Raw genomic sequence first — 20,569 nt, forward strand, 5'->3', positions numbered from 1 at the left:
CGGCTGCGCTTCCGGAACGACTCAGCGGCTCAGCTTCTTGAAGCGACGCACCGCCAACGGCAGGAACACCAGCGTCAGCACCAGCGGCCACACCCCGGCCATCAGCAGCGCGTTCTGCTCGATCCAGGAGTCACCGCCGCCGACCGGCGTCCCGAACAGCTCGCGGGTCGCCGCGGCCGTGGAGGAGATCGGGTTCCAGGCGGCGATCCAGCCCAGCCAGTCGGGCATGAGCTGCGGGGCGACGAAGATGCTGGAGATCATGGTCAGCGGGAAGGCGACCGCGAAGAGGCCGCCCGCCGCCTCCGGGTTGGGAACCAGCAGGCCCAGCCAGACGCCGATCCAGATCAGCGCGAAGCGCAGCCAGAGGAGCAGCCCGAACGCGGCCAGGAAACCGAGGCCCCCGTCGGGGCGCCAGCCCATCGCGACCGCCGTCAGCATCATGATGGCCAGCTCCGCGCAGGCACCCAGCAGATCGGTCACCCCGCGCCCGGCGACCACCGCGGACGGGGCCATGGGCATGGAGCGGAAGCGGTCGATGACCCCCTTGGTGGAGTCGTAGACCACCAGGGTCGCCGTGTTGATGAACCCGAAGGCCATCGTCATCACGAACATGCCCGGCATCAGGAAGTCCCGGTAGTCCCCGCCGCCGGGCACCTGCATGGCGCTGCCGAAGACATAGCCGTACAACAGCACGGACAGGATGGGAAAACCCAGCTGCCAGGCGATGTTGACCGGCTGGCGCCGGTAGTGGGTGAGGCCGCGGCGGACGATGTTCCAGACGTCGGCTAGCAGCCAGTACGTACGGCCGTGCGCACTCGGCGCGCCCAGGTCGACGGCGGTCATGCGGCAGCCCCCTTCTCCGTCTCGATCTGGTCGTTCTTCTCCACGCGGTGGCCCGTCAGGCGCAGGAACACGTCGTCCAGGCTCGGCCTGCGCAGACCGATGTCCTCGACCCGTACACCCTCGTCCTGGAGGGTGCGGGCCACCTCGGTGAGAGCCGAGACGCGGTCGGTCACCGGCGCGTGGACGCGCAGCTCCGTCTCGTCCGACTCCGGCTCGCCGTCCGAGACGCGGGCGACGACCTTGACCGCGCGCGGGATGTCGGCGCGCTCGGCGACGACGACCTCGATGCGGTCGCCGCCGACCGTGCTCTTCAGCCCGTCCGGGGTGTCGTCGGCGATGGCCCGCCCCTGGTCGATCACGGTGATGTGCGAGGCGAGCTTGTCGGCCTCCTCCAGATACTGCGTGGTGAGCAGCACGGTCGTGCCGCCCGCCACCAACGCCCTGACCGATTCCCAGACCTCGTTCCGGCTGCGCGGGTCGAGGCCGGTCGTCGGCTCGTCCAGGAAGAGGACGGCCGGGGCGAGGATCATCGACGCGGCGAGGTCGAGCCGCCGCCGCATACCACCGCTGTACTTGCCGACGCCCTTGTCGGCGGCGTCGGCGAGGTCGAACCGGTCGAGCAGCTCGGTCGCCCGCAGCCTGGCCCGCTTCCCGCCCAGGTGGAACAGCCGGCCGAACATCTCCAGGTTCTGACGGCCGGTCAACACCTCGTCCACAGCCGCGTACTGGCCCGTGAGGCCGATCCTGGCCCGCACCTCGCGCGGGTGCCGCGCCACGTCGAGGCCGGCCACCGTGGCCCGGCCGCCGTCCAGGCGCAGCAGCGTGGAGAGGATGCGTACGGCGGTGGTCTTGCCCGCGCCGTTCGGGCCGAGCAGGCCGTGCACCGCGCCCTCGCGGACGGTGAGGTCGAAGCCGTCGAGCGCGCGCTTCTCCCCGTACCTCTTCTCCAGGCCCTCCGCCCGTACCGCGTATCCGTCGCCGCTCCCGGCGCCGTTTCCGTCGCTCATGGGTCCCCCTTCCGGATCCAACCGGGTACACCGTACCCGATTACGCGTACGGCGTACCCAGTTTTTTCGCGAGGACCTAAACTCGGGTCCATGACAAGGGGCACGGGCGGTACCGGCGTCGGTACGGAGACCAGCGGCAGCGGCGACATCGTCCGCACCCTCCAACTGCTCTGGGACACCGGCCCGCGCCCCAGCCGCGGCCCCAAGCCGGGACTCACCCTGGACCGCATCGTGGAGGCGGCCGTGCGGATCGCCGACGCGGAGGGCCTGGACGCCGTCTCCATGCGCCGGGTCGCCACGGAACTCGGCACCGGCGCCATGTCCCTGTACCGCTACATCCCCGGCAAGGCCGAACTGCTGGACCTGATGCTCGACCGCGTCCAGCGCCCCTCGGAGAACACCGCCGACCTCGGCGACGGCGGCTGGCGCTCCGCCCTGGAGGCCCTGGGCCGGGCGACCCTGGCCCTCTACCAGCGCCACCCCTGGCTGCTCCAGGTCAACCAGTCCCGCCCGATCCTCGGCCCCAGCGCCCTGGACGGCATGGAGAAGGTCCTCTCCCGCATCAAGTCCATGGGGCTGACCGACCCCGAGCTGGTCTCCGTGATCATCGCGGTCGACGGCTATGTCGTCGGCGCCGCCCGCACCCAGCTCTACGCGCAGGAGGCGGAACACCGGACCGGCCTGACCGACACGGAGTTCTGGCAGGCCCAGGCACCCGTCCTCGAAGAGCTCATGCTCTCCGGCCGCTACCCGCTCCTCGCGGGCCTCTCCGCCGACGCCTTCGGTACGGACTTCGACCACTTCGGCTTCGGGTTGCAGCGCATCCTGGACGGACTGGAGGTGCTCGTCGCGCGGCGGACAGGAAGCGGGGACGGGAACGGGGAGGCGTGACGACGAAGCCCCGCGCCGGGGCCGACCGCGGGGAGGCGTGACGACGAAGCCCCGCGCCGGGGCCGACCGGTGCCAGGGCGACCGGCGCAGGACGGACGGCGCAGGACGGCCTGACACCGGACCGGTCGGCCTGCGCAGGCCGGCTCAGGACGGCCGACTCAGACCGGCCGACTCAGACCGGCCGACTCAGACCGGTCGACTCAGACCGGTCGACTCAGACCGGTCGACTCAGCACCCGCTTGAAGCCCCATACGACGACGACCGCGCCGACGACGGGGCCGACCGGCGCCAGGGCGACCGGCGCAGGACGGCCTGACACCGGACCGGTCGGCCTGCGCAGGTCGGCTCAGGACGGTCGGCTCAGGACGGTCGGCTCAGGCCGGTCGGCTCAGACCGGTCGGCTCAGACCGGTCGGCTCAGACCGGTCGGCTCAGGCCGGTCGGCGCAGGCCGGTCGGCGCAGAACTTCCGGCTCAGGACGGTCGGCGCAGCACCCGCTTGAAGCCCCATACGACGACGACCGCCCCGGCGACGGCAAGGGCGCCGACCTTGAAGGTGGAGCTGGTTCCGTCGCCGTCCGCCGCGGTGGTGCCGGAGCCGTTCCCGCCGGAGGACGAGGAGCCGGAGCCGCCGCTTCCGGAGCCGCCGCCGGGGACGTCCCGCGCGACGACCGAGCTGCCCGACCCCTCACTGCCGTACATGATCTTCGAGCCGTCGGTCTCGAAGGTCACCGACTCCCCCTGCCGCTGCAGGGGCACGCTCAGCTGCTCGACCTTCTTGATCTTGCCGCCGTTCCAGTCGTAGAGGATGCCGCCGAAGTACGCGCGCAGGGCGAGCCGCTTGCCGTCCGGCGAGAACGCGCCGTCGGTGACCTCCAGGTCGGGCACGGAGGCGACTTTCTTGAAGACGTTCGTGCCGGAGGCGGAGAGGTCGGCCGGGCCCTCGTACAGCGACCCGCCGGCCTCGTTCTTGTCGGCGATGTAGACCCGGCCGGTCTTCGGATGCACCATCAGCGCCTCCGCGTCCCGCGCCCCGTCCTCGTACTTCACGACGTACTGCGTGGCCTTGATCGTCTGGTCCTTCAGCTCCTTCGGCTCCGGGAGTTCGTAGATCCAGACATACGCCCAGGTACCGCCGAGGTTGTCGCCGATGTCGCCGACGTACAGCTTGTTGTCCGGGCCCATGGAGATCGCCTCGACGTCACGCGGGGTGCCGACGCCCGTCATGGTGACCGTGGCGACCGTCTCGCCCGTCTCGCTGTCGACGGCGTAGAGGAACGCCCCGTCGTCGCTGTCGTTGTGGGTCCAGTAGACCCCCGGGTGCTGACGCGACGCGGCGAGGCCGCTCGACTCGGTGATCCGCGAGTCCTTCATCGTGAACCCGTCGTCGTCGGCGACCGCGGGCGCGGCCGGGAGGGCGGCGAGCAGGACCGCGGCGAGACCGGCGAAGCCGGCGCGGAACCGGCGGAGGGAGGAGAGAGGGCGACGGCGCATGGCCCCAAGCCTGCCATCTCGCTCCGCCGGGTGGGATGGGGAGCGCCGTGGGGTGTCCGGTGCGTCGGCGGGTGCGGGTCCGGTGGGGCTGATCGCGCAGTTACCCGCCCCCTGAAAAGCAGGGGCTGCGCCCCATGCTTCTCATGCCCGCAGGGCCTGATCTTTTAGGGGCGCGGGCAACCGCGCGAGAAGCCCCGCGCACCCGCACCCGCCGACGCACCGGAACCCCCACGTGGCAAGGTTCACAGCGCCGGGGAGACCGACCACCGCCTACCAACCGGTAGCGATCGTTCATGATGAGCGCATGCTCAGGTTCATGCCCGTAGGCGACTCCATGACGATCGGGAGCGCGGGCGAACACACATGGCGCTACCGGCTCTGGCAGCACCTGCGCACGACGCACGACGGCCCCTTCAAGATCGTCGGTCCGCGCGAGACGCTCTACGACAAGGCGGTCGACGCCCCGACGTCGTACGAGTACGCCGACACCGACCCGCGTTTCCCGCGCGCCCATCTCGCGGGCTGGGGCGAGGGCTGGCTCCATATGGCCCCGCTGATCGCCGACGCGATCCGCGGCCACAAGGCCAACGTCCTTCTCGTCTCCCTCGGCCTCATCGACCTGGGCTTCTACACCAACGCCGAGCAGACCGCCGAGAACACCCGCCGCTTCGTCGAGGCCGCCCGCGAGGCGAACCCGCACGTCCGCATGGTCCTCCTCCCGGTCACCCCGAACGTCCGCGCCGAGTCCGACGCCCCCTTCGCCGCCCAGGTCTCCCGCTTCAACGAACTCCTCGCCAAGACGGCCGCCGACCTCGACGAACCCCGCTCCCCCCTCCTGCTGGCCTCCCCGCCCCCGTCGTACGACATCCACTGGGACACCTACGACGGCACCCACCCGAACGCCTCCGGCGAACACAAGATCGCGGCGACATTCGCGAACGCGATGCACGAGGCGTGGGGCCTGGGGGGACCGTACGAGGAGGCGTGAGGGACCGGCTGCCGTGCGGGGTGGGAGACAGAGGCCCTAGTCGTTCTGCTTGTTCTATTCGTGCTTCCTGGCCGTCACCGTGCCGACTGTTCACCCAGCCCAAGGACGGCGACTACGTCAGCGATCTGTCCGTCACCTACGGCGCCGACGTCGACATGACCGCCACCCTCCTCGGCCTCGTCCTTCCCACTGCCGAGTTCCCCCGAGGCTGACCACGTCGCCCGCGGCCTCCCGGCCAAGCCGTTCCGCGCTTGCCCGGCCGCCTCCCCTTCGCTTGGATGTCCCGGTCGGACGTGACCCGCACGGGCCGCGTCGAACGGCGTGGCGAAGGCGGGGGCGGGGATGGCGCGGGGCGGTGGGCTGGGGCGGGAGTTCCGGTGGCTGTGGGCGGCGTACGCGGTCAGTGCGTTCGGTACGCGGCTGTCGTTCGACGCGCTCCCCCTGATCGCGGTGCTGGTCCTGCACGTCGGCCCGACGGAGGTCTCCGCGCTGGCGGCCACCGGCCTGGCGGTGGGCGCGGCGGTGGCCGTACCGCTCGGCCCCTGGGTGGAGTTCCGCCGCAAACGCCCGGTGATGATCACGATGGACCTGGTCCGCTGCGCGGCCCTGCTGACCGTCCCGGCGGCCTACGCCCTCGACCTGCTCACCTTCCCCCAGCTCCTGCTGGTGTCCATGGTCGTCGCCGTGGCCGACATCGTCTTCACCGCGGCGAGCGGCGCCTGCCTGAAGTCCCTGGTCCCCCCGGAACACCTCCTGGCCGCCAACGGCCGCTTCGAGGCCACGACCTGGACCACCACCATGCTCGGCCCGCCCCTCGGCGGCGCCGCGATCGGCCTCTTCGGCCCGGTGACCACCCTGCTGACCGACGCCGCCAGCTACCTGCTCTCGGCCGCGGCGATCCGAGCGATCGGCGGCAAGGAGCCGCACCCCGTACGGCCCGAATCACCCGCGACGCCCGCGAAGACCACGACGTCCGCGAAACCGGCGACAACCGCGAAGCCCACGACGCCCCCATCGGGAATCGCCCCGAGCCCCACCCTCACACCCACCCCATCCCCCCGTCTCCGCCCCGGCGACCTCCTCGACGGCTGGCGCTACATCCTCGCCGACCCGGCCCTGCGCCCCCTCTTCCTCAACACCGTCCTGGTCAACGCCCTGATCATGGCGCCCGCACCCCTGCTGCTGATCCTCATGGTCGGCGAACTCGGCTTCGCCCCCTGGCAGTACGGCCTCGCCTTCGCCGTCCCCTGTGTCGGCGGCCTGATCGGCTCACGCCTCTCCCGTCGCCTGGTCGACCGGCACGGTCACCGCAGGGTCATCTGGACCGCCGGAACGCTGCGAGCGTGCTGGGGACTGGGGTTGGCGTTCATCGGCCCCGGCCCCGCCGGCCTCGTCCTCGTCATGGCCGTCGAACTGGGCCTGATCGTCTGCATCAGCGTCTTCAACCCGGTGATGGCCACCCAACGCCTCACCCGGACCCCGCCGGACCGCGTCGCCCGCACCCTCACCGCCTGGTCGGTCACCGGCAAACTCAGCACCGCCGCCTTGACCGCCCTCTGGGGCATCCTCGCCGCCCTCACCACCCCCCGCACCGCGATCACCGCCGCGGGCCTCCTCCTCCTGGCGACCCCGCTGCTCCTGCTCCCCTACCGCCGCCCGCGACAGCCCTCACTCCTCACGGACGACGACCAGGAGCAGCGGGACCAGCAGAACCCCCGGCCCCTCCCGAAGAACTGACCCGAGTCCGGCCCGGCGGTCAGAACATCACGTTGCCGTTCAGAACATCGTGTTGTCGTTCGCCGAAGTCGCCGGTACGTCCTGGGGCACGTCCCAGTGTTCGACGATCTTCCCGTTCCGCACCCGGAACAGGTCGAGGACGGCCTGCCCGCGCTCGCCCGGTGCGTTGACGTAGTGACTGTGGACGGCGACGAGATCGCCCTCGGCAATGACGCGCTTTCGCGAGACGGCGAGGTCGGGGAACTGCTGGAAGTAGGCGCCCAGACCGCGGCCACGCGATCATGGACGCGGCGCTGAACACGGGCATCAACTTCTTCGACACAGCCAACAAGCAATTTTGACGCCGAACTGCATCGTAGCGTGCCGCCAGCGCGCATGCGGCACCACGGAGAGCGCCGACCGCCACCCCCAACTCGCCCTGCACACAAAGCAGGAGGCAGCGGCCCACATGCAGATTTGTCACTTCACCATGCGAAAGCTTCGGGGGACGGTCCCGGCCCCGGGAAGATCTCGTCGACAGCTTCAAGAAGCTCCGCGCCCAGGTCCAGGTCGAGGGCGCGCAGCGCCGAGTCAAGCTGCTCCTGCGTGCGCGGGCCGACGATCGGTCCTGTCACGCCGGGACGAGTGAGCAGCCAGGCCAGGGCAGCCTCGCCCGGTTCGATGCCGTGCTTGTCGAGCAGGTTCTCGTACGCCTGGATCTGCTCGCGCGTGCGGGCGTCCTTGAGGGCATCGGCGGCCCGTCCGCCCGCCCGGCGCCCCTCCGTGACCTCCTTCTTGAGGACTCCGCCGAGCAGCCCGCCGTGCAGCGGCGACCACGGGATGACGCCGAGGCCGTACTCCTGCGCGGCCGGGATGACCTCCATCTCGGCGCGGCGCTCGGCAAGGTTGTAGAGGCACTGCTCGCTGACGAGCCCGACCCGGCCGTGTGTCTTCGCGTTCTCGTTGGCCTGGGCGATCTTGTAGCCGGGGAAGTTCGAGGAACCGGCGTACAGGATCTTCCCTTGTTGGACCAGGACGTCGATCGCCTGCCAGATCTCCTCGAACGGCGTCGAACGGTCGATGTGATGGAACTGGTAGACGTCGATGTAGTCGGTCTGGAGCCGCTTGAGGGAAGCGTCCACGGCTCGGCGGATGTTCACGGCGCTGAGCCGGTCATGGTTGGGCCAGGCCGGTCCGTCGGCGCCCATGTTCCCGTAGACCTTGGTGGCCAGGACCGTTTTGTCACGACGACCGCCCTTGGCGAACCAGGTACCGACGATCTCCTCGGTGCGCCCCTTGTTCTCGCCCCACCCGTACACATTTGCAGTGTCAACGAAATTCAGCCCCGCATCGAGCGCCGCATCCATGATGGTGTGGCTGGTGGCTTCATCCGTCTGCGGCCCGAAGTTCATCGTGCCGAGCACGATGCGACTGACCTTGAGCCCGGTACGTCCCAGCTGCGTGTATTCCATGGCCGCCAAGCGAACCCCTTCGAGTCCACTCCACGCAAGACGTCCGGCGGGCAGCGGGTACGCCTACCTCAGGCGCCCTCGCCGATGTGCCGGTACAGCGTGGCGCGTGAGACGCCCAGGGCCCTGGCGATGGCGTTGGCTCTCTCGCCCTTGGCCCGTCTGGCGCGGGCGACCGTGAGCATGTCGTCGTTCATGACACTGGGCCGTCCACCGGTACGCCCCTGCGCCCTGGCCGTGTCCAGCCCGGCGCGGGTGCGCTCCTTGATGAGGCTGCGCTCGAACTCTGCCATCGCTCCGACGACCTGGAGCATGAGGCGGCCGTCGGCCGTGCCGGGGTCGATGTTGGCCAGTGCACCCGTGAGCACCTTGAAGCCGATGTCCCGCTCTCGAAGGGTGTCGACCATGGACACAAGGTCGATGAGCGACCGAGCGAAGCGGTCCAGCTTCCACACACACAGGCTGTCGCCGGCACGGGCGTAGTCGAGTGCTGCGTGTAGCTCTGGCCGATCGGTGTTCTTGCCGCTCGCCTTGTCCTCGAAGATACGGGCGCAGCCTGCGTTGGCGAGCGCGTCACGCTGGAGCTGCGCCTCTTGGTCGCTCCACCCTGCGCGACCCGCGCCCCGCCGAGGCCGGTGCTCTCCTCGCCGCCGGGTGCCACACGGTCTTCCTCGACATCACCCACCGCACCACCGGTCCGCGACCGGCCCGGGACGCGGCCTTCCGGCACGTCCGCCCGGGAAGACTGCATCGTCATCGTGCGGCTCTCCAGGTTCGCCGCTGGCCTACGCAACCTGCACAACCTGCTCCACCAGCTCGACGACGCACACGTCGGACTGCGCTCCCTGGTAGAGCCGATCGACACCACCGCGCCCGACGGCGACCTCGTCATCCGCGCCGTCGACGCCACCCTGCAACTCCGAGCCGCGTGGATCGCCGAAGTCACAACCGAGGGACAGACCGCCGCCCGTGCCCGCGGACAACGTCTTGGGTCACCTCCCAAGCTCACCCCCGAACAGGGCGATCTCGCACGCCAGATGCACGCTGCGGGCCACCCCGCCCCCAGCATCGCCGCCATGCTCAAGGTCGCAACATCGACCATCTACCGCCACGTACGAAAGCCCCCCGACGCCGTCGAGGACGAAGCGGACTGACGGCCTTGGGCTCGCCAGCGAGCATGGTGATGTTGCTGGTGAGCAGGTCGCCAATGAGGAACGCCTGCTCGTACGGGACGTGCTCGATCTCGTGGAGCTTGCGCCCCTTGGTGGTGATGACTCCCACGGTTTGTCGGGCCCCTTCCTGTGAGGCGCACGAATGCGACGGTAACCCCCGCCGGACGGCGGGACATGTGCCTCCCTTTCTTCGCGGGGGGACCGGCGCCGGACGGCGCGGTCTCTCATCACAGGTGGCGCCCAGGGCGTGATGCCCGGACTCGGTCTCGTGCGGTCGGGAGCGACGGCGACGACCTGCCGGGCACCCTACAAAGGCCGAGAGGACCCTGCATTCGGGGCCCCTTCGGTTCCTCTCGCCCTTTGGCTTCGTCAGTCTTCGCTGCGAATCGCTGCCATGTTGCGTACGCGCTGCTTGAAGTCCATCGGGATCAGAACCTGAACCCGTCCGACGGAGTGCTGCCACATGCCGTCATGGCCGTCCACGGGCATGGCCTGCGCGGCCGTCATCCCCCGGATCGGCTCTGCGTGGATGACAGCCTTGGCCCCTGCGGCACGGAGCTCCTTGCCCTTCTCGTGCTGGGTCGACAGCTTGCTCCACCGCTCCCGGTAGGTCTCTCCCGTGGGGATCTCCTCCCAGGTGTCCGGTCGTGTGGGCTGGGCGATGAGTTGCTCGCGTCGCGCGTCCAGCCGCTTGTACGTCTCGCGGTACTCCTGCTTGCCCAGCTCGCTGGAGTAGAGGCCCGCCTCGCGGTCTTCCCGCAAGTCCGCCAGGGCACGATTCACTTCCTCGATGTCGCGCGTGTAGTCCACCCCCGGACGGAAGACCTTCCGGACGATCTCGACGTCCCCTGCGGCGAGGAGGAACGCCTTCTCCACGGCGTCCTCCAGCGTGTGCGCCGCAATGCCCTTGCTTCCAGTCGGGCACGGCTTGTGGGTGGTCCGCGAGGCGCAGCGGTAGTAGGGCCAGTTACGGCCGGGGCCGAGATACGCGGGTTCCCCACAGGTGCAGAACGCAACCCGGAGCAGGGGTGAGCCGCCCTTGCGGTTTCCGTTGCGCTGACTCGTGCTCTCGTCCAGCTTCTTGTTGGCCAACTCCCACTCCTCCTGCGTGATCAAGGGCTCCGCGCGCTGAAGAGGCTGGCCATCAGTGTCCCGGACGACTCGGGTCCGCTTCACCTTCTTCCCGTCAACCATCACTTCCTCAGTCACTTCCATCTGCCCCAGGACACAGCGGGAGCGCACGACCTTGGACGTGTTCGCGGCGGTCCAGCGGCTCCCCTTCGGGGTCTTGCCGCTCCGGATCATCTGGGCGTCCAGGGACGTCGGGGTCTTGGACGTGTCCTCGTTGAGCCACTGCGCGATGCTGTTCGCCGACTCACCTTCGATGAGACGGCGAACGATCTCGCGAAGCGTCCTGGCCGTGTCCGTTCCGTAGTCGTCCGGCACCAGCTTCCACCCCTCGCCGGTCTCCTGCTTCTCCTCACGGTACCCATACGGAGTGCGGCCACCGCGCCAGCGTCCCTCCTTCACCAGGTGGTTGTAGGACGACTTGGCCCGCGCCTTGATGGCTTCGAGCTCCCCCTCCGCGAAGGACGCGATCAGGCTCAGGAGGAGCTTTCCCATCTGCGCGTTCAGGTTGATCCCGTCCTCGACAGTGGCTACCTCCTTGCCGTTCTTCTCGCACCACTCCAGGAGGGTGTGCACGTGCAGCACGCGCCGCGAGAGGCGGTCGATCTTCAGCGCGCAGAGGATGTCGTACTCATCGGCGCGCGACTCCTCCATCGCGATCTTGTGCTCGATCGCGCTGACCTCCTTTCCGATGGTCGAAGGCAGCCACTTACCGAACTCCGGGCGCTTCCACGGCTCTACCCCGCCGGACACGTCGATGTCCTCGACCCATCCCACGACGACGTGCCCCTCCTGGTCGGCCCATCGCTGGATGGACCGACGCTGACGCTCCGGCGATGTGGTCTCGTCCGACACCCTCGACAGACGAACCACACCCAGAACTCTCGCCATACTCGTTCTCCCTCTCCCCTCCAGCACGCATCGTGCACAAGGGGTGACAGTATGTGGTTCGGGTCATGGCCTCAAAATTGACCTTTGGACACGGCGAACGTGTACGGCTGGGGCGAGAACAAGGGCCGCACCGAGAGCATCATCGGCAACTGGTTCGCGAAGGGCGGCGAGCGCCGCGACAAGGTCGTGCTCGCAACCAAGGTGTACGGGAACATGGCGGCTTCCGCCGACTCCTGGCCCAACCACGACAAGCTCTCCGCCCTGAACATCCGGCGAGCCGTGGACGCCAGCCTCAAGCGGCTGCGGACGGACCACATCGATGTCTACCAGTTCCACCACATCGACCGGTCCACCCCCTTCGAGGAGATCTGGCAGGCCGTCGACGTCCTGGTCCAGCAAGGCAAGATCCTCTACGCCGGGTCCAGCAACTTCCCCGGCTACAAGATCGCCCAGGCGAACGAGATCGCCGCCCGCCGGGGCGGCACCATCGGCCTCGTCAGCGAGCAGTGCCTCTACAACCTCGCCGAGCGCCGCGCCGAGATGGAGGTCATCCCGGCCGCGCAGGAGTACGGCCTCGGGGTCATCCCCTGGTCACCGCTGCACGGCGGGCTCCTCGGCGGGGTCATCAGGAAGGAGGCCAAGGACGGTCGCCGCAGCTCGGGCCGTTCCGCCGACGCCCTCGCCGACGGCGCCGTACGCGCCCAGGTCCAGGCGTACGAGGACCTCCTCGACAAGCACGGCATCGAACCGGGCGAGGCCGCTCTCGCCTGGCTCCTGACCCGTCCCGGCGTCACCGGCCCGATCGTCGGCCCGCGCACGGCCCAGCAACTCGTATCCGCGATCCGCGCGGCCGAGCTGGAGCTGTCGGGGGAACTTCTGGCGGCCCTCGACGAGATCTTCCCCGGCCCGGGCCCGTCCCCGGAGGCCTTCGCCTGGTGAGGGCCCCGTAAGGGGCGCGGGGAACTGCGCGACAAGCCTCCACCGGCTTGCAGATCAACACGGTCCGCAGATCAACACGGTCCGCAGATCAACACGGTCCGCAGTTCCCCGACGGTCGCCGGAACGGGACGGTCACCTGCCAAGCGCCGCCGCGAGAGCAACCACCGCGAACATCAGCACAAGCACACCGGCCATGATCCGGTTACGGGTCTTCGGGTCCACCCCCCGAGCCTAACCGTCGGCCCGAACGGTCATCCGGCCACCCCGAGCCCCCAGCGCCCGACCGCCTCGTACCGCGGCTGCTCCCCCGGCACCCCGGACGTCGGCAGGTTGCTGCGCACCAACGCGAGGTCGGACACCGTCCACGTACGCCCGGCGAAGGCGTCGAGCGCGGCGACGTACGGCCGGACGTCGAAGTCCTCCCGGCTGCGGGCCACCGTCAGATGGGGTGTGTACCGGCGGTGCTCCCCCATCGGCAGCCCGGCCTTGCGCGCCGCCGCCTCCGCCCGGTCGGCCAGCAGCCGCAGGGCGCCGAGGTCACCCTCGCCCCCCGCCCACAACGCCCGGCCGTGCCCGAACTGGCCGCCGCCGCGCACCGCCAGCGGAAACGGCTCGCTCCGCCGCGCGGCCCGCTCCAGACGCCGTGACAGTTCCGGTACGACGTCCTCGTCGACCTCCCCGTAGAAGGCGAGCGTGAAGTGCCAGCCGGGCGGCTCGGTCCAGCGCAACCGGTCCGCACCGGCCAGGCCCTTCAACTCCCCGATCGTCAGGCCGAGTTCCTCGACGACATCGGCGGGTGGCAACACCGCGGCGAACAGCCGCACGGTACTCATCGCACTCATGACCGCCACCCTTGCAGTACTAGGCCGCGGTCGTCACGGGAACCGCCTGCTCCTCGTGCCCCTCGGCCTGGTCCTTGGGCACGAACCGCACCCGGGGGTGCCCCTGGTTCCACCCCACCGACAGCCGCAGTCCGCCGGCCCGGACGAGGACCAGCCCCACGACGACCGCGGCGACCGTGGAGACGACGCCACCGGCGACGAAGCCCGCGCGGGCGCCGTACGCGTCGGTGGCCCAGCCGGCGATCGGCGCGCCCAGCGGGGTGCCGCCGAGGAAGACCATCATGTAGAGGGCCATGACACGGCCGCGCATCGCGGGGTCGGTGTTCATCTGGATGGCCGTGTTGGTGGTGACGTTCACCGTCAGGCCGAACATCCCTATCGGCACCATGAGCAGGGCGAACATCCAGTACGCCGGTGCCAGCGCGGCCACGATCTCCAGCAGCCCGAAGGCGAGCGCGCCCCCGATCAGCACCCGCAGCCGGGCGGTGCCGCGACGGGCCGCGAGCAGGGCGCCGGCGACCGAGCCGACCGCCATGAGGGTGTTGAAGAGGCTGTACGAGCCGGCGTCCGAGTGGAACACGTCGTCCGCGTACGCCGACAGCCAGACGGGGAAGTTGAAGCCGAAGGTGCCGATGAAGCCGACGAGGACGATGGGCCAGAGCAGTTCGGGGCGGCGGGCCACATAGCGCAGGCCCTCGCGGAGCTGCCCCTTGGCCCGCGGGGCGGGGCGGACGGGGTGCAGGTCCCGGGTCCGCATCAGCATCAGGCCGGCGATGGGGGCGATGAAGGAGAGGCCGTTGTAGAGGAAGGCCCAGCCCGTGCCGACGGTGGTGATCAGCACACCGGCGACGGCGGGGCCGACCAGACGGGCCGACTGGAAGTTCGCGGAGTTGAGGCTGACCGCGTTCTGCAGCTGGTCAGGGCCGACCATCTCCGACACGAAGGACTGCCGGGCCGGGTTGTCGACCACGGTGGCCATGCCCACGGCGAAGGCGGCGACGTACACGTGCCACACCTGGACATGCCCGGAGAGCGTCAGCACGGCGAGCGCCAGCCCCGTCACCGCCATCGACGTCTGTGTCAGGAACAGCAGCCGCCGCTTCGGGAACCGGTCGACCAGCACCCCGCCGTACAACCCGAACAGCAGCATCGGCAGGAACTGCAGCGCCATCGTCACACCGACGGCCGTGGACGACCCCGCCAGGCTCAGCACCAGCCAGTCCTGCGCGATCCGCTGCATCCAGGTCCCGATGTTCGACACCACCTGGCCGAGGAAGAACAGCCGGTAGTTCCGCACCCGCAACGACCGGAACATGGACACACGTTCACGGGGGGCGGGGTCGGCGGCCGGCGGGTCGGAGGAGGACGAGGAGGCGGGGACGGCAGGGGCCGTGCCGGACGCCTCGGGGGCGGTCACCGAGGAACCGGCGGCGGTCGTCGAAGAGCCTGAAGCGGTCGTCGAAGAGCCGGAGGCTGTCGTCGAAGAGCCGGAGGCGGTCGTCGGCAGGCCGGTGGTATCCGGTGGTGCTTCCGGTGCGTCGGGGGTGGGCGGGGGGTCGTGAGGGGTCGGTGGTGCGGGGACGGAAGCTGCTCCGGGGCCCGTACTCAAAAGGGGTCGCCTCCTTGCGTGGAACGCGTGCATGTCGTGCGGTTGCGTGAGCCTCACCGCTCCTGTTCTGTCTGCTGGTTTTCGGTCCGGCCCATGCCCGCCCCTGACGGCGTACGGGCTGTCGGCCGGGGCGTACCGGCGGCCGATCCGGCGTACCCCCCGCGGCGGCGGCGCACCCGGCGGCCGGGCGCCGCGTCAGAGATGCGCGAGCTTCTCCAGCACCGGCGCGGCCGCGCGCAGTTTCTCCCACTCGTCCTCGCCGAGGCCCTCCACGAGGGTGGCGAGGAACGCGTTGCGTTTGCGGCGGCTCTCCTCCAGCATCGCCTCGGCCCGCTCGGTCTGGGTGACCACCTTCTGCCGCCGGTCCTCGGGGTGCGGCTCCAGCTTCACCAGCCCCTTGCTCTCCAGCAGGGCGACGATCCGGGTCATCGACGGCGGCTGCACATGCTCCTTGCGGGCCAGCTCACCGGGGGTGGCCGTACCGCAACGGGCGAGCGTGCCGAGGACCGACATCTCGGTCGGGCTCAGCGACTCGTCGACCCGCTGGTGCTTGAGCCGGCGGGACAGGCGCATCACGGCGGAACGGAGGGCGTTCACAGCGGCCTCGTCGTCGCCATGGTTCAGGTCAGGCATGTTCTTTAGCATAACTCATTACCCTCGCTAAAGACCACCGGAACTCCACGGCTGTGCCCGTGAACCCCGCCACTCATGCCGCCCCCGACCCTCATGTCACTCATATGAGTGACTAGTACGCAGAACGTGACGTGGCAGACCAGGGCGCACCTGAATCTTGTACACATGGGGACCACTGTGCTCAGCCTGCGGATAGACGGGGAGCTGCTCGAACGGCTCCGGACCCACGCGGCGAAAAGGGGAATGAGCGTCCAGGACTATGTGATCGGGACGCTCATCCGGGACGACTTCGACGAGCGGTTCCAGACCGCGGTCGAGGAGACGGAGAAGTTCTACGGGGTGACGTGAGGGACCCGGGTGCCGCTCACGTCAGCCCCAGCGCCGGCATCAGGTAGTAGAAGACGAAGACCGCCGACACCACGTACATCGCGGCCGGAACCTCGCGTCCACGACCAGCGGCCAGACGCAGGACGACAAAGGTGATGAAGCCCATGCCGATGCCGTTGGTGATCGAGTAGGTGAACGGCATCATCACCATCGTCACGAAGGCCGGGATCGCGATCGTGTAGTCGGTCCAGTCGATCTCGCGGACGGAGTTCGCGAGGATCAGGAACCCGACCGCGAGCAGCGCCGGAGTGGCCGCCTGGGAGGGGACCATCGTGGCGACCGGTGTCAGGAACAACGCGACCGCGAACAGAGCGCCGGTGACCACGTTGGCGAAGCCCGTGCGCGCCCCCTCACCCACACCGGCCGTCGACTCCACGAAACAGGTCGTGGCGGACGAGGAGCTGGCACCACCGGCCGCGACCGCGATGCCGTCGACGAACAGCACCTTGTTGATGCCCGGCAGCTGACCGTCCGCGTCGGTCAGCCTGGCCTCGTCGCCGACGCCCATGATCGTGCCCATCGCGTCGAAGAAACACGACAGCAGGACCGTGAAGACGAAGAGGACACCCGTCAGCACACCGACCTTCGAGAAGCCGCCGAACAGACTGACCTCGCCGAGCAGCCCGAAGTCGGGGGTCGCGACCGGGTTGCCGGGCCACTTCGGGGTGGTGAGACCCCAGGAGCCCGCGGGCAGCTTGGCGATGGCCTCGATGACGACCGCGAGCAGCGTCATCGCGACGATCGAGATGAGGATCGCGCCCGGCACCTTGCGCACGATCAGCGCGAGCGTCAGCAGCGCGCCGAGGACGAAGACGAGCACCGGCCAGCCGTCGAGGTGCCCGCTCGCGCCCAGCTGGAGCGGCACGGTCGTCTTCGCGATGTCCGGGATACGGGTGACGAAGCCGGAGTCCACCAGCCCGATCAGCATGATGAACAGGCCGATACCGATGGAGATGCCCTTGCGCAGACTCAGCGGCACGGCGTTCATGACCCGCTCCCGCAGGCCCGTCGCCACCAGCAGCATCACGATGAAACCGGCCAGCACGACCATGCCCATCGCATCCGGCCACGACATGCGCGGCGCGAGCTGCAGCGCGACGACCGTGTTCACACCGAGGCCCGCCGCCAGCGCGATCGGCACGTTGCCGATGACACCCATGAGGAGCGTGGTGAACGCGGCGGCGACAGCGGTCGCGGTGACCAGCTGGCCGTAGTCCAGCTGATGTCCGTACATGTCCTTCGCGCTGCTCAGGATGATCGGGTTCAGCACGATGATGTACGCCATCGCGAAGAAGGTGGCCAGACCGCCCCGGATCTCGCGCGACAGGGTGCTGCCGCGCTCCGTGATCCTGAAGTAGCGGTCGAGGGAACCCTGCGGGGACATGCGAGACCTCATCCCCAACAGGCCCTCCGGCACTGTTGGAGTTTTCTACGAACAGAAGTGGCCAGACAGAAACCGTTTCAGTATGAACATATAATTCAGCAACCGCCATCTCCGCGCGTAGACACGTCCGCCTCGTAAGCTGTGCCCCATGGCGAAGTGGACCCCCAAGCACGAGGCACCGGCCCCCCTGGAGGGGCCCATCGTGCCGACCATCATCGGCGGCACGATCCTGTGGCTCGTCCTCTTCGTCGTCCAGCTCCCCTTCTACGGCTGGTACGAGGACCACGGGCACGCCTGGTGGGTGTGGACCTGCCTGGCGGGCGGCGGGCTCGGGTTCATCGGCATCTACTACGTGCGCCGACGGGACGCGGCGATCAGGAGAGACGCGGAGCGCAAGGCCGCCGCCGAGGCCGGAGCCGGGGCCGGGGCCGGGGCCGGGGCCGGAGCCGCCGATGTGACCTCCGTCGAGTAGGCGAGCCCCACCCCACCAGGGCAGCACGTACGAGCCGGGGCCGACCGTAGGAGCCCGGACCGTACGAGCCCGGACCGTACGAGCCCGGACCGTACGAACTGTCGTGTACGACCACGGCACCACTGCTCCCTCTCCCCCTCCTCCCCAGGTCGGATCTTTCGCCCACTCGGCGGGTGAACCCCCAAATCCGCACGTACCGTCGAGTGCATGACGCACATCGACGCGGGTACCGAACTCGATCCTGTGCACTCCACAGCCGCCCCGGCCGCGACACACACGGGGCGGGCGCGTGGTCTGACGGCCGCCGAGGTGGCCGATCGAGTGGCCCGCGGCGAGGTGAACGACGTACCCGTGCGGAGCAGCCGCTCCACGGTGGAAATCGTCCGCGCGAACGTCTTCACCCGGTTCAACGCGATCATCGGCGTGCTCTGGCTGGTCATGCTGTTCGTGGCACCGTTCCAGGACAGCCTCTTCGGCTACGTGATCCTCGCCAACACGGGCATCGGCATCATCCAGGAGTGGCGGGCGAAGAAGACCCTCGACTCCCTCGCGGTCATCGGCGAGGCGAAGCCGACGGTCCGGCGGGACGGGGTCGCCGCACCGGTCGGCACCTCCGACGTCGTCCTCGGGGACGTCATCGAGATCGGCCCCGGCGACAAGATCGTCGTCGACGGCGAGTGCGTCGAGACCGACGGCCTGGAGATCGACGAGTCGCTGCTCACCGGCGAGGCCGACCCGGTCGTCAAACAACCCGGTGACCAGGTGATGTCGGGCAGTTTCGTGGTCGCAGGCGGCGGTGCGTTCACCGCGACGAAGGTGGGCCGGGAGGCGTACGCGGCCCAGCTGGCGGAGGAGGCGAGCCGCTTCACCCTCGTCCACTCCGAGCTGCGTTCCGGCATCTCCACAATCCTCAAGTACGTCACCTGGATGATGGTCCCGACCGCGATCGGCCTGATCATCAGCCAGCTGATCGTCAAGGAGAACGACTTCAAGGACTCCGTGGCCCGCACGGTCGGCGGCATCGTGCCGATGGTCCCCGAGGGCCTCGTCCTGCTCACCTCCGTCGCCTTCGCGATCGGGGTGATCCGCCTCGGCCGCAAGCAGTGCCTGGTTCAGGAGCTGCCGGCCATCGAGGGCCTGGCCCGCGTCGACACCGTCTGCCTCGACAAGACCGGCACCCTCACCGAGGGCGGCATGGACGTCACGGAGCTGCGCCCACTCAACGGCGTCGACGAGGCGTACGTACGAAGGGTCCTCGGCGCACTCGGCGAATCGGACCCCCGCCCGAACGCCTCCCTCCAGGCCGTCATCGACGCCTACCCGGACAGCGAGGACTGGCGCTGCACCGAGTCCCTCCCCTTTTCCTCTGCCCGCAAGTACAGCGGCGCCTCCTTCAGCGAGGGCGACGGCGAGTCCAGCACCTGGCTGCTCGGCGCCCCCGACGTCCTGCTCCCCGAGGACGACCCGGCCCTCACCGAGACCGAACGGCTGAACGAGGAGGGGCTCCGGGTGCTGCTGCTGGCCCGGGTGACCCGGGAGCTGGACGACCCGGAGATCACCCGGGACGCGCACCCCACCGCCCTCGTCGTCCTCGAACAGCGGCTGCGCCCCGACGCCGCCGACACCCTCCGCTACTTCGGGGAGCAGGACGTACGGGCGAAGGTCATCTCCGGCGACAACGCGGTGTCGGTCGGCGCGGTGGCCGGAAAGCTGGGCCTCACCGGCGAGGTCGTCGACGCCCGCAGGCTTCCCGCCGAACGCGACGGCATGGCGAAGGCCCTCGACTCCGGCACGGTCTTCGGCCGGGTCACCCCGCAGCAGAAACGGGACATGGTCGGCGCGCTGCAGTCCCACGGCCACACGGTCGCGATGACGGGCGACGGCGTGAACGACGTGCTGGCCCTCAAGGACGCCGACATCGGTGTGGCGATGGGCTCGGGCTCGGAGGCGACCAGGGCCGTCGCCCAGATCGTCCTCCTCAACAACAGCTTCGCGACCCTGCCGTCGGTGGTCGCGGAGGGCCGCCGGGTCATCGGCAACATCACCCGTGTCGCCACCCTCTTCCTGGTGAAGACGGTCTACTCGGTGCTCCTCGCCGCCCTGGTGGCCTGCTGGCAGGTGGAGTACCCCTTCCTCCCCCGCCACCTGACGCTGCTCTCGACCCTGACGATCGGCGTCCCGGCCTTCTTCCTCGCCCTGGCCCCCAACAAGGAGCGCGCGAAACCCCACTTCGTGCGGCGCGTGATGCGGTACGCGATCCCGGGCGGCGTGCTGGCGGCCGTGGCCACCTTCGCCACCTATCTGATCGCCCGCCATCACTACGCGGGCGAGGGCGCGTTGGAGGCCGAGACCAGCGCGGCGACCCTGACCCTCTTCCTGATCTCCATGTGGGTGCTGGCCATCGTCGCCCGCCCGTACACCTGGTGGCGCCTGGGCCTGGTCGCCGCGATGGGCGCCTGCTTCCTGCTGGTCCTCGTCGTGCCCGGGCTCCAGGACTTCTTCGCCCTGCGCCTGGTGGGTACGACGATGCCGTGGATCGCGGTCGCCATCGCGGCGGGGGCCTCGGCGGCCCTGGAGTTCCTGTGGAGGTGGGTGGACCGCCGCTTCCCGGCGTAGGCCGTACGCCGTACGCCCCGCGCCCGAAACCGGACATCCCCGGGCGGCGTCCTCGCCTCTGACCGGCCTCGTCGAGGTCGCGCCGTCGCG

The 20,569-nt window shown here is 69.7% G+C and carries 19 protein-coding genes and 2 pseudogenes; 9 read left to right on the forward strand and 12 right to left on the reverse strand.

What is annotated here, in order from left to right; all coding sequences use genetic code 11:
- Positions 1–21: 21 nt before the first annotated feature.
- The gene (locus tag OG858_RS20315) at positions 22–843 is read right to left on the reverse strand and encodes an ABC transporter permease (RefSeq protein WP_086749377.1); all 822 of its coding nucleotides are present in this window, start codon (positions 841–843) and stop codon (positions 22–24) included.
- Positions 840–1,850: an ATP-binding cassette domain-containing protein gene (locus OG858_RS20320; RefSeq protein ID WP_319264839.1), complete on the reverse strand. Its 1,011-nt coding sequence runs from the start codon at positions 1,848–1,850 to the stop codon at positions 840–842. The genes OG858_RS20315 and OG858_RS20320 overlap by 4 nt, the downstream gene beginning before the upstream one ends.
- 90 nt (positions 1,851–1,940) lie before the next feature.
- Here OG858_RS20320 and OG858_RS20325 point away from each other — a divergent pair, with 90 nt between their 5' ends.
- A complete protein-coding gene (locus OG858_RS20325) occupies positions 1,941–2,741 on the forward strand; it encodes a TetR/AcrR family transcriptional regulator (protein WP_086749379.1) in 801 nt (266 codons plus the stop codon).
- Between the two features lie 472 nt (positions 2,742–3,213).
- Here OG858_RS20325 and OG858_RS20330 read toward each other — a convergent pair whose 3' ends face one another.
- Positions 3,214–4,233 carry a hypothetical protein gene (locus tag OG858_RS20330; RefSeq protein WP_086749380.1) on the reverse strand — a complete coding sequence of 340 codons (1,020 nt, stop codon included), beginning with the start codon at positions 4,231–4,233 and terminating at the stop codon, positions 3,214–3,216.
- A gap of 304 nt (positions 4,234–4,537) precedes the next feature.
- Between OG858_RS20330 and OG858_RS20335 the strand changes: the two genes are divergently transcribed.
- Positions 4,538–5,221, forward strand: a complete 684-nt coding sequence (locus OG858_RS20335; RefSeq protein WP_319067035.1) for a GDSL-type esterase/lipase family protein — start codon at positions 4,538–4,540, stop codon at positions 5,219–5,221.
- A 342-nt stretch (positions 5,222–5,563) separates the two neighbouring features.
- On the forward strand, positions 5,564–6,958 hold the full coding sequence (locus OG858_RS20340) for an MFS transporter (protein ID WP_327724267.1): 1,395 nt from the start codon (positions 5,564–5,566) through the stop codon (positions 6,956–6,958).
- Positions 6,959–6,997: 39 nt separating this feature from the next.
- Here OG858_RS20340 and OG858_RS20345 read toward each other — a convergent pair.
- From OG858_RS20345 to OG858_RS20360, 4 genes and pseudogenes are all read right to left on the reverse strand, one after another.
- A pseudogene (locus OG858_RS20345) lies at positions 6,998–7,225 on the reverse strand (nuclear transport factor 2 family protein); the annotation flags it as partial.
- 197 nt (positions 7,226–7,422) lie between these two features.
- The gene (locus OG858_RS20350; protein ID WP_086749953.1) at positions 7,423–8,409 is read right to left on the reverse strand and encodes an aldo/keto reductase; all 987 of its coding nucleotides are present in this window, start codon (positions 8,407–8,409) and stop codon (positions 7,423–7,425) included.
- 68 nt (positions 8,410–8,477) lie between these two features.
- Complete coding sequence (locus OG858_RS20355) at positions 8,478–8,651, reverse strand: helix-turn-helix domain-containing protein (RefSeq protein WP_319067079.1); 174 nt, start codon at positions 8,649–8,651, stop codon at positions 8,478–8,480.
- Positions 8,637–8,993: pseudogene (locus tag OG858_RS20360) on the reverse strand (recombinase family protein); the annotation flags it as partial. The gene OG858_RS20355 and the pseudogene OG858_RS20360, both read right to left, overlap by 15 nt.
- 48 nt (positions 8,994–9,041) lie before the next feature.
- Here OG858_RS20360 and OG858_RS20365 point away from each other — a divergent pair.
- Positions 9,042–9,560, forward strand: a complete 519-nt coding sequence (locus OG858_RS20365; protein ID WP_328545315.1) for a recombinase family protein — start codon at positions 9,042–9,044, stop codon at positions 9,558–9,560.
- A 387-nt stretch (positions 9,561–9,947) separates the two neighbouring features.
- Here the strand turns inward: OG858_RS20365 and OG858_RS20370 are convergent, their stop codons facing one another.
- Positions 9,948–11,597 carry a recombinase family protein gene (locus tag OG858_RS20370; RefSeq protein ID WP_319320843.1) on the reverse strand — a complete coding sequence of 550 codons (1,650 nt, stop codon included), beginning with the start codon at positions 11,595–11,597 and terminating at the stop codon, positions 9,948–9,950.
- Positions 11,598–11,681: 84 nt separating this feature from the next.
- Between OG858_RS20370 and OG858_RS20375 the strand changes: the two genes are divergently transcribed.
- On the forward strand, positions 11,682–12,536 hold the full coding sequence (locus OG858_RS20375) for an aldo/keto reductase (protein WP_319264849.1): 855 nt from the start codon (positions 11,682–11,684) through the stop codon (positions 12,534–12,536).
- A 251-nt stretch (positions 12,537–12,787) separates the two neighbouring features.
- On the opposite strand, the gene thpR is transcribed toward OG858_RS20375, so the two are convergent.
- Together thpR and OG858_RS20385 are read right to left on the reverse strand one after the other, a co-directional pair.
- The gene (thpR, locus tag OG858_RS20380; protein WP_319320850.1) at positions 12,788–13,360 is read right to left on the reverse strand and encodes an RNA 2',3'-cyclic phosphodiesterase; all 573 of its coding nucleotides are present in this window, start codon (positions 13,358–13,360) and stop codon (positions 12,788–12,790) included.
- Positions 13,361–13,397: 37 nt separating this feature from the next.
- Positions 13,398–14,693: an MFS transporter gene (locus OG858_RS20385; protein ID WP_408059417.1), complete on the reverse strand. Its 1,296-nt coding sequence runs from the start codon at positions 14,691–14,693 to the stop codon at positions 13,398–13,400.
- On the opposite strand from OG858_RS20385, the gene OG858_RS20390 reads away from it, so the two are divergent.
- Positions 14,692–14,940 (forward strand): hypothetical protein, encoded by a 249-nt coding sequence (locus OG858_RS20390; RefSeq protein WP_328545371.1) that lies wholly within the window; start codon positions 14,692–14,694, stop codon positions 14,938–14,940. The genes OG858_RS20385 and OG858_RS20390 overlap by 2 nt on opposite strands.
- A gap of 242 nt (positions 14,941–15,182) precedes the next feature.
- Here OG858_RS20390 and OG858_RS20395 read toward each other — a convergent pair whose 3' ends face one another.
- Entirely contained in the window at positions 15,183–15,620 is a 438-nt protein-coding gene (locus tag OG858_RS20395; protein ID WP_037705311.1) for a MarR family winged helix-turn-helix transcriptional regulator, read from the reverse strand.
- 165 nt (positions 15,621–15,785) lie between these two features.
- Here OG858_RS20395 and OG858_RS20400 point away from each other — a divergent pair, with 165 nt between their 5' ends.
- Positions 15,786–15,968, forward strand: a complete 183-nt coding sequence (locus tag OG858_RS20400) for a hypothetical protein (protein ID WP_037705660.1) — start codon at positions 15,786–15,788, stop codon at positions 15,966–15,968.
- A 16-nt stretch (positions 15,969–15,984) separates the two neighbouring features.
- On the opposite strand, the gene OG858_RS20405 is transcribed toward OG858_RS20400, so the two are convergent.
- Positions 15,985–17,391, reverse strand: a complete 1,407-nt coding sequence (locus tag OG858_RS20405; RefSeq protein ID WP_086746942.1) for an NCS2 family permease — start codon at positions 17,389–17,391, stop codon at positions 15,985–15,987.
- Positions 17,392–17,539: 148 nt separating this feature from the next.
- Here OG858_RS20405 and OG858_RS20410 point away from each other — a divergent pair, with 148 nt between their 5' ends.
- Together OG858_RS20410 and OG858_RS20415 are read left to right on the forward strand one after the other, a co-directional pair.
- Positions 17,540–17,863, forward strand: coding sequence for a DUF2530 domain-containing protein (locus tag OG858_RS20410; RefSeq protein ID WP_086746941.1), 324 nt, complete (start codon positions 17,540–17,542; stop codon positions 17,861–17,863).
- A gap of 207 nt (positions 17,864–18,070) precedes the next feature.
- The gene (locus OG858_RS20415; protein ID WP_086746940.1) at positions 18,071–20,479 is read left to right on the forward strand and encodes an HAD-IC family P-type ATPase; all 2,409 of its coding nucleotides are present in this window, start codon (positions 18,071–18,073) and stop codon (positions 20,477–20,479) included.
- The last annotated feature ends 90 nt before the right edge of the window (positions 20,480–20,569 follow it).

The sequence above is a fragment of the Streptomyces europaeiscabiei genome (assembly GCF_036346855.1).
Classification (GTDB): domain Bacteria; phylum Actinomycetota; class Actinomycetes; order Streptomycetales; family Streptomycetaceae; genus Streptomyces; species Streptomyces europaeiscabiei.